At 72.5% G+C, this 7,258-nt stretch carries 9 protein-coding genes; all 9 read left to right on the top strand.

Annotated elements, in window-relative coordinates; translation table 11 throughout:
• Positions 1-1,018: anti-sigma factor RsbA family regulatory protein (locus E1298_RS41595; RefSeq protein WP_341770697.1), on the top strand; the 1,018-nt coding region annotated here is incomplete at its 5' end.
• Positions 1,019-1,069: 51 nt separating this feature from the next.
• Positions 1,070-1,489 carry a M67 family metallopeptidase gene (locus E1298_RS41590; protein WP_131902889.1) on the top strand — a complete coding sequence of 140 codons (420 nt, stop codon included), beginning with the start codon at positions 1,070-1,072 and terminating at the stop codon, positions 1,487-1,489.
• Positions 1,490-1,755: 266 nt separating this feature from the next.
• Positions 1,756-2,028 (top strand): MoaD/ThiS family protein, encoded by a 273-nt coding sequence (locus tag E1298_RS41585; protein WP_131902888.1) that lies wholly within the window; start codon positions 1,756-1,758, stop codon positions 2,026-2,028.
• Between the two features lie 9 nt (positions 2,029-2,037).
• Positions 2,038-2,985, top strand: coding sequence for a PLP-dependent cysteine synthase family protein (locus tag E1298_RS41580; protein ID WP_131902887.1), 948 nt, complete (start codon positions 2,038-2,040; stop codon positions 2,983-2,985).
• Positions 2,986-3,007: 22 nt separating this feature from the next.
• Positions 3,008-3,796, top strand: a complete 789-nt coding sequence (locus E1298_RS41575; RefSeq protein ID WP_131902886.1) for a thioesterase family protein — start codon at positions 3,008-3,010, stop codon at positions 3,794-3,796.
• A 224-nt stretch (positions 3,797-4,020) separates the two neighbouring features.
• Complete coding sequence (murI, locus tag E1298_RS41570) at positions 4,021-4,869, top strand: glutamate racemase (RefSeq protein ID WP_131902885.1); 849 nt, start codon at positions 4,021-4,023, stop codon at positions 4,867-4,869.
• Positions 4,870-4,897: 28 nt separating this feature from the next.
• A complete protein-coding gene (locus tag E1298_RS41565; RefSeq protein ID WP_131902884.1) occupies positions 4,898-5,647 on the top strand; it encodes an MBL fold metallo-hydrolase in 750 nt (249 codons plus the stop codon).
• 35 nt (positions 5,648-5,682) lie between these two features.
• A complete protein-coding gene (gene rph / locus E1298_RS41560) occupies positions 5,683-6,402 on the top strand; it encodes a ribonuclease PH (protein WP_131902883.1) in 720 nt (239 codons plus the stop codon).
• Positions 6,399-7,019, top strand: a complete 621-nt coding sequence (rdgB, locus tag E1298_RS41555) for an RdgB/HAM1 family non-canonical purine NTP pyrophosphatase (RefSeq protein WP_131902882.1) — start codon at positions 6,399-6,401, stop codon at positions 7,017-7,019. The genes rph and rdgB overlap by 4 nt, the downstream gene beginning before the upstream one ends.
• Positions 7,020-7,258: the final 239 nt, after the last annotated feature.

Raw genomic sequence — 7,258 nt, 5'->3', positions numbered from 1 at the left:
CCCCGGAACCTCCGGCCCCGGCGCGTCCGCCCCCGCAACCACGGCGGACGGGATGCCGGTCGCGGGGGCGCCCGGACGGGACGGGCGCGACGTCCTCGTCCACCGGGCGCTGGTCTACGGGACGCTGCGCGAGTTCGCGCTGGCCGCCGTGCCATACCTGCGCGCGGGACGGCGCGAGGGCGACACGCTGGTCGTCATCGCCGCGCCGCCGGTGTGGGCGTTGCTGCGCGAGCAGTTCGGCGCCGGGACCGGCGCCCGCATCGAGTTCATCGACGCGGCGGACTGGTTCCGCGGCCCCATGCAGGCACTGGCCTCCTACTACGACCGGATGCGCGCCGACTGGTGGCCGCGCGGCCGGCTGCGGCTGCTGGCCGAGCCGGTGTGGGCCGGGCGCACCCCGCTGGAGGTGCGCGAGTGGAAGCGGCACGAGTCGATCCTGAACGTCGCGTTCGCCGGCACCCCGACTTCGATCATGTGCGCGTACGACGCGTCCGCGCTGCCCGCGCACGTGGTGGACGACGCGGCCCGCACCCATCCCGAGCTGGCCGGCCCGGAGGGGACGCGGCCGAGCGGGCGCTACACCGACCCCGCCGCCTTCTACGCCGAGTGCAACGCGGCGCCGCTGTCCCCGCCGCCGGCCACCGCCGCCCGGAGGGCGTTCGCCAGCGGCGAGCTGCCCGGCCTGCGCGCCTTCCTCGGCGCCGAGGCCGTCCGGCTCGGCCTGCCCAAGGACCGCTCGCTCCCGTTCGTCCTGGCGGTGAACGAGGTCGCCACCAACATCATCCGCGAGGGCGGCGGCCACGGCTCGCTGTGGGTGTGGGCGGAGGCCGACGAGCTGGTCTGCGACGTCACCGACCCGCGGAGCGCCCTGAACGACCGGTTCCTCGGCTACGCGCCGCCGCGCGGGAGGCACCGCGGCGAGGCCGCCATGTGGGCCGTCCGGAGGCTGTGCCACATCGTGGAGATCCGCTCGGGCGACGGCGGCACCCGGATCCGGATGCACGTCAGACTGCCCTGAGCCGCCGGGCTCGGATGGGAGCGCCGGACGGGCGGCCGGTAGCCTTCGGGCATGCTGACGATCGAGCGCGCCCTGGTTGAGAAGATCGTCGCGCACGCGCGCGCCGACCACCCCGACGAGGCATGCGGCGTCATCGCCGGTCCCGCGGGATCCGACCGGCCTGCCCGGTACATCGCGATGACCAACGCCGAGCGCTCCCCGACGTTCTACCGCTTCGACTCCCAGGAGCAGCTCAAGGTGTGGCGGGAGATGGACGACCGCGACGAGGAGCCGGTCGTGATCTACCATTCGCACACTTCGACCGAGGCGTACCCGTCCCGCACCGACATCTCGTACGCGTCCGAGCCGAACGCGCACTATGTGCTCGTCTCCACGCGCGAGGACGATGAGACCGAGTTCCGCTCCTACCGGATCGTGGACGGCGAGGTCACCGAAGAAGAGGTCACCGTCGTCGACTCGTACGACGCTTAGAGCACGCGCTGGATGCGGCGCGGGACAGGCGGCAGGGGGCCGGTAAACTGGCCGTCATGTGGACGAGCGGGAACAGGGCGGGCGCGCGGCGCCGCATCCGTTCCGCCACTGTGCCACCCGTACAGAGCTTCCTGTTCGGGCACTCGCGCGCCGAGGTCGTCTACGACTGTCACTGACGCGCTGATCACGCCTGGAATTCCCCCGCGTCCCGCCCGGTTGTGACGTCGAGGGCGGGGAGCCCCGTACGACCGAAGGAGATCATCGCGATGGCGATCGAGGTCCGGATCCCGACGATCCTGCGTAACCTCACGGGCGGCGCCAAGGCCGTCGAGGGCAAGGGCGGCACGCTCGACGAGCTGTTCGCCGACCTGGACGGCCGGCACCCCGGCCTCCGCGACCGGCTGGTGGACGGCAAGGGCCTGCGCAAGTTCGTCAACGTCTACCTCAACGACGAGGACGTGCGCTTCCTCGCCGGGCTGGAGACCGAGGTCGCCGACGGCGACAACGTCACCATCCTCCCGGCCGTCGCCGGCGGCTGAGCCGGGATCATGCGCTTCGACTCGCTGCTGGACTCGCTCGGCCGCACGCCCCTGGTCGGGCTGCCCCGGCTCTCGCCGGGCGGCGACGTCCGGCTCTGGGCCAAGCTGGAGGACCGCAACCCGACCGGCTCGGTCAAGGACCGTCCCGCCTTCTACATGATCGACAAGGCGGAGCGGGACGGGCTGCTCACCCCGGGATGCACGATCCTGGAGCCGACGTCCGGCAACACCGGCATCTCACTGGCCATGGTCGCCAAGCTGCGCGGCTACGCGATGGTCTGCGTCATGCCGGAGAACACCTCCGCCGAGCGGCGCCAGCTTCTGGAGATGTGGGGCGCGCGGATCATCTCGTCCCCGGCGGCGGGCGGGTCGAACGAGGCCGTCCGCGTCGCGAAGGGGCTGGCGGAGGAGAACCCCGAGTGGGTGATGCTCTACCAGTACGGCAACGAGGCCAACGCGCTCGCGCACTACGAGACGACCGGGCCGGAGATCCTTGAGGACCTGCCGGCGGTGACGCACTTCGTGGCCGGGCTCGGCACCACCGGCACGCTGATGGGCGTCGGCCGCTTCCTGCGCGAGAAGGTCCCCGGCGTCAAGATCGTCGCCGCCGAGCCGCGGTACGGCGAGCTGGTGTACGGGCTGCGCAACATCGACGAGGGGTTCATCCCCGAGCTGTACGACGACTCCGTGCTGACGACCCGGTTCTCCGTCGGGTCGAAGGACGCGCTGCGCCGCACCCGCGAGCTGCTGGAGCAGGAGGGCATCTTCGCGGGGATCTCGACCGGCGGCGCGCTGCACGCCGCGCTCGGCATGGCGGCGAAGGCCGTCAAGGCGGGGGAGCGGGCCGACATCGTGTTCGTGGTCGCCGACGGCGGATGGAAGTACCTGTCCACCGGCGCGTACGGCGGCACCCTGGAGGAGGCCGAGGCGCGCCTCGAAGGCCAGCTCTGGGCGTGATCTTGCGAACGGGAGCGTGCGGATGAGCAGGTTCGGCGACGCCACCGCCGTCAAGCGGGTCGGCGAGGGCCGGTACGAGGCCGTCCTGGACGGCGACTTCGGGTTCGCCGAGGCGGTCAACGGCGGCTACCTCATGGCCGTGCTGGACCGCGCCGCCGTCGACGCCTCGCCGCACGCGCACCCCGTCGCCACCTCGGCGAACTTCCTGCGCGTGGCCAAGCCGGGCCGCGCCGAGCTGATCGTCGACTCCCGCAAGACGGGCCGCACCGCCGCGACGTCCCTGGTCACCCTCGTCCAGGACGACCGCCGGATCGTGGACGCGCTGGTCACCACCGGCACGCTCGACGCCGCCACCGAGCCGTCCTGGGCGGGCGCGCCGCCCGTCCCCGCGATCCCCTCCCTGGAGGAGTGCACCGACTTCACGCCCGGCTCCGGCGAGGGGGGCTTCGCCGAGCAGGTCGACATGCGGTTCGACCGCGCCACCATGGGCTGGCTGGACGGCAGGCCGAGCGGCACCCCCGAGATCCGCGCGTGGTTCCGGCTCCGCGACCCCTACGAGCCCGACGCGTTCGCGCTGGCGCTCGCCGTGGACGCGCTGCCCCCGGTCGTCCTCAACCTCGGCGCCCAGGGCTGGGCGCCGACCGTCGAGCTGACCTGGCACATGCGGGCCGTCCCGGCGCCCGGCTGGCTGGCCCTCCACGGCGGCGGGCGGCTGCTGTCGGGCGGCTGGTTCGACGAGGGGGTCGAGGTCTGGGACTCCGCCGGACGCCTCGTCGCCCAAAGCCGGCAGATCGCCCGCACGGGCCGCTGACCGCCGTCCCGCGCGTCTGCCGAGCGTCCCGCTGAGCATCCCCGCACGTCCCCCGAGCGTGCCCGCGCGCCCCGCTTTCTTAAGCGGTTCACCGGCGTTTCGCGAGGCGCCGTGACAAGATCATGTGTGGCCTCTGTGAACTGCGCCTATTTCCGGTGCATGACTATGTGATGTACGACGCATGACGCGCCCACGGGTGGAGAACTCGCCTAGCCTTGGGCACCATGTCAGAGTCTGCCTGGAGGGTCGGCCCTTCGGATTCGCCGATCGGCGTCTTCGACAGCGGCTTCGGCGGGCTCACCGTCGCGCGGGCGATCCTCGACCAGCTGCCGAACGAGCCGATCGTCTACCTGGGCGACTCGGCGCGCCAGCCGTACGGGCCCCGTCCGATCGCCGAGGTCCGCGCCTACGCCCTGGAGATGCTCGACCAGCTCGTCGACGAGGGCGTGAAGATGCTGGTGATCGCGTGCAACAGCGCCAGCTCCGCGATGCTCCGCGACGCCCGCGAGCGCTACGACATCCCGGTGGTGGAGGTCATCAACCCCGCCACCCGCCGCGCGGCCCGCGCCACCGCCAACGGGCGCGTCGGGCTGATCGCCACCGAGGCCACGGTGAACAGCCGCGCCTACGAGGACGCCTTCGCCGCCGCACCGCACATCGAGCTCGTCAGCGCCGCCTGCCCGCGCTTCGTGGAGTTCGTGGAGTCCGGCGTCACGATGAGCGAGGAACTGCTGGAGGCCGCCCGCGGCTATCTGCGGCCGATCGCGGACGCGGGCTGCGACACCCTCATCCTCGGCTGCACGCACTATCCATTGCTGACGGGCGTCATCTCGTATGTCGTCGGTGACGGAGTCACACTGGTCTCAAGTGCCGACGAGACCGCCAAGGACGTGTATCGAGTGCTGCACGACCGTGGGCTTGCCCGCGCGGAGGCGATGCCCGAGCCCCGGCACCGGTTCCGCGCGACCGGGGACCCCGATGTGTTCGCCGCGCTCGGCCGCAGATTCCTGGGGCCGGAGATCGGTTCGGTGGAGACCACCCCCGGCAAGGCTCTGACCACCGAGACCAACTGATTCCTCGGGGACACAAGGAGGAGTGAGCGTGCGGGTCACTGTGATCGGCTGCTCCGGCAGTTTCCCGGGGCCGGAAAGCCCCGCGTCCAGCTACCTGATCGAGGCGGACGGCTTCGCCATGCTGCTCGACCTCGGAAACGGCGCGCTGGGATCGCTGCAGCGCTTTCATCCGCTCTACGACATCGACGCCGTGTGCATCTCGCACCTGCACGCCGATCACTGCCTCGACCTGTGCGGGTACTGGGTGGCGCGCACCTACCGCCCGAGCGGCCCCCCGCCGCGGATCCCGGTGCACGGCCCCCAGGGCACCGCGCTCCGCATGGCGCGGGCCTACGACCTCGACCCCGACCCCGGGATGACCGGGACGTTCGACTTCAGGACGCTCCGCCGCGGCCCGTACGACATCGGCCCGTTCCGCGTGACGACCGCGCTGATGCCGCACCCGGTCGAGGCGTACGCGTTCCGCATCGAGTACGAAGGCAGGTCCCTCGCTTACTCGGGCGACACCGGCGCGTCCGAGACGCTGGTCGACCTGGCGCGCGGCGCCGACCTGTTCCTCTGCGAGGCGTCCTTCCTGGACGGGCCCGGCCTGCCGTCCGAGCTGCACCTGACCGCGCGGGAGGCGGGCGAGCACGCCGCCCAGGCCGACGTGGGAAAGCTGATCCTCACCCACCTCGTGCCGTGGAACGACGCCGACGTCTCCCTCAAGGAGGCCAAGGCCAGCGGCTACGCCGGCGACATCCAGCTGGCCCGCGTGGGCACCACCTACGAGCTGTGACCGCCGGCACCGCCCCTGGCATTAGGGTGGAGCGCATGGCTCGCCCCGATGATCGCGCATCCGACCGGCTCCGTCCCGTCCGCATCCAGCGCGGCTGGCTCGACCACGCGGAGGGATCGGTGCTGATCGAGTTCGGCGGCACCCGGGTGCTGTGCGCGGCGTCCGTCCAGGACTCGGTGCCCCGCTGGCGGCGCGACAGCGGCCTCGGCTGGGTCACCGCCGAGTACGCGATGCTGCCCCGCGCCACCAACACCCGCAACGACCGCGAGTCCATCCGCGGGCGGGTCGGCGGCCGCACCCACGAGATCTCCCGGCTCATCGGACGCTCCATCCGGGCCTGCATCGACTTCAAGGCGCTCGGCGAGAACACCGTCCAGCTCGACTGCGACGTGCTCCAGGCCGACGGCGGCACCCGCACCGCCGCGATCACCGGCGCGTACATCGCGCTGGCCGACGCGGTGACCTGGATGCGCGGGCGCCGGCTCACCAAGGGCGACCCGCTGATCACCTCCGTGTCGGCGATCAGCGTCGGCCTGGTGGACGGCGAGGCCCGCCTCGACCTCTGCTACGAGGAGGACTCGGCCGCCGAGACCGACATGAACGTCGTCTGCACCGGCGACGGCCGCTTCGTCGAGGTCCAGGGCACCGCCGAGGGCACCCCGTTCGACCGCGCCGAGCTGGACTCGCTGCTCGACCTCGCGTCCGGCGGCTGCGCCGAGCTCACCCGCCTGCAACGGGAGGCGCTGGCCCGGTGAGCACGATCGTCCTGGCGACCCGCAACGCGGGGAAGATCGCCGAGCTGCACCGCATCCTCAGCGGCATCGACGTCACCGGGCTCGACGCCTACCCGGACGCGCCCGAGGTGCCCGAGACCGAGCTGACGTTCGAGGGCAACGCCCTCCTCAAGGCCCGCGCGATCGCCGCGCACACCGGCCTGCCCGCCGTCGCCGACGACTCCGGCCTGTGCGTGGACGCGCTGAACGGCATGCCGGGCGTGCTGTCCGCCCGCTGGTCGGGACGGTTCGGCGACGCCTCCGGCGACAAGGACGACGCCAACCTCCGCCTCGTCCTCGACCAGCTCGGCGACGTCGCCGACGGGCAGCGCGGCGGCGCGTTCGTCTGCGCGGCGGCCCTGGTCGTCCCGGGCGGCGTCGAGCACTGCGTCGAGGGCCGGATGCGCGGCACGATCGTCCGCGCCCCGCGCGGCACCGGCGGCTTCGGCTACGACCCGATCTTCCTCCCGGACGGGGAGTCCCGCACGACCGCGGAGATGCCCCCGGACGCCAAGGACGCCATCAGCCACCGTGGACGGGCCTTCCGCGCCCTGGCCGAGCTCCTCCCCCAGGCCCTGGCCGCCGCCGGACGGTGTTGATTTCAAGCCCGGCCCAGGGTCGCTCGCCTAGCGGCTCGCAACCCTGACCGTGCTTGTGCGAGCGCGAATCGCTTCGCGATCTTCCCGGTGGGGCTCGCCTTCGGCATTGCCCCACCGGTCAGGTCACGCGCTCGCGCGATACCTGAGGCCACTTCCTAACTGACCTCGCGCACCGCTTGTGGGGGCGGTGGGGCGGAAGTTTTCTGGTGGTGTGACAACCCTGAGGCGCGGGGCGGGGG

The sequence above is a fragment of the Actinomadura rubrisoli genome (assembly GCF_004349215.1).
Lineage (GTDB): Bacteria > Actinomycetota > Actinomycetes > Streptosporangiales > Streptosporangiaceae > Spirillospora > Spirillospora rubrisoli.
Note: the sequence above shows the minus strand (reverse complement) of the source record. Positions and strands in the feature narration are given on the sequence as shown.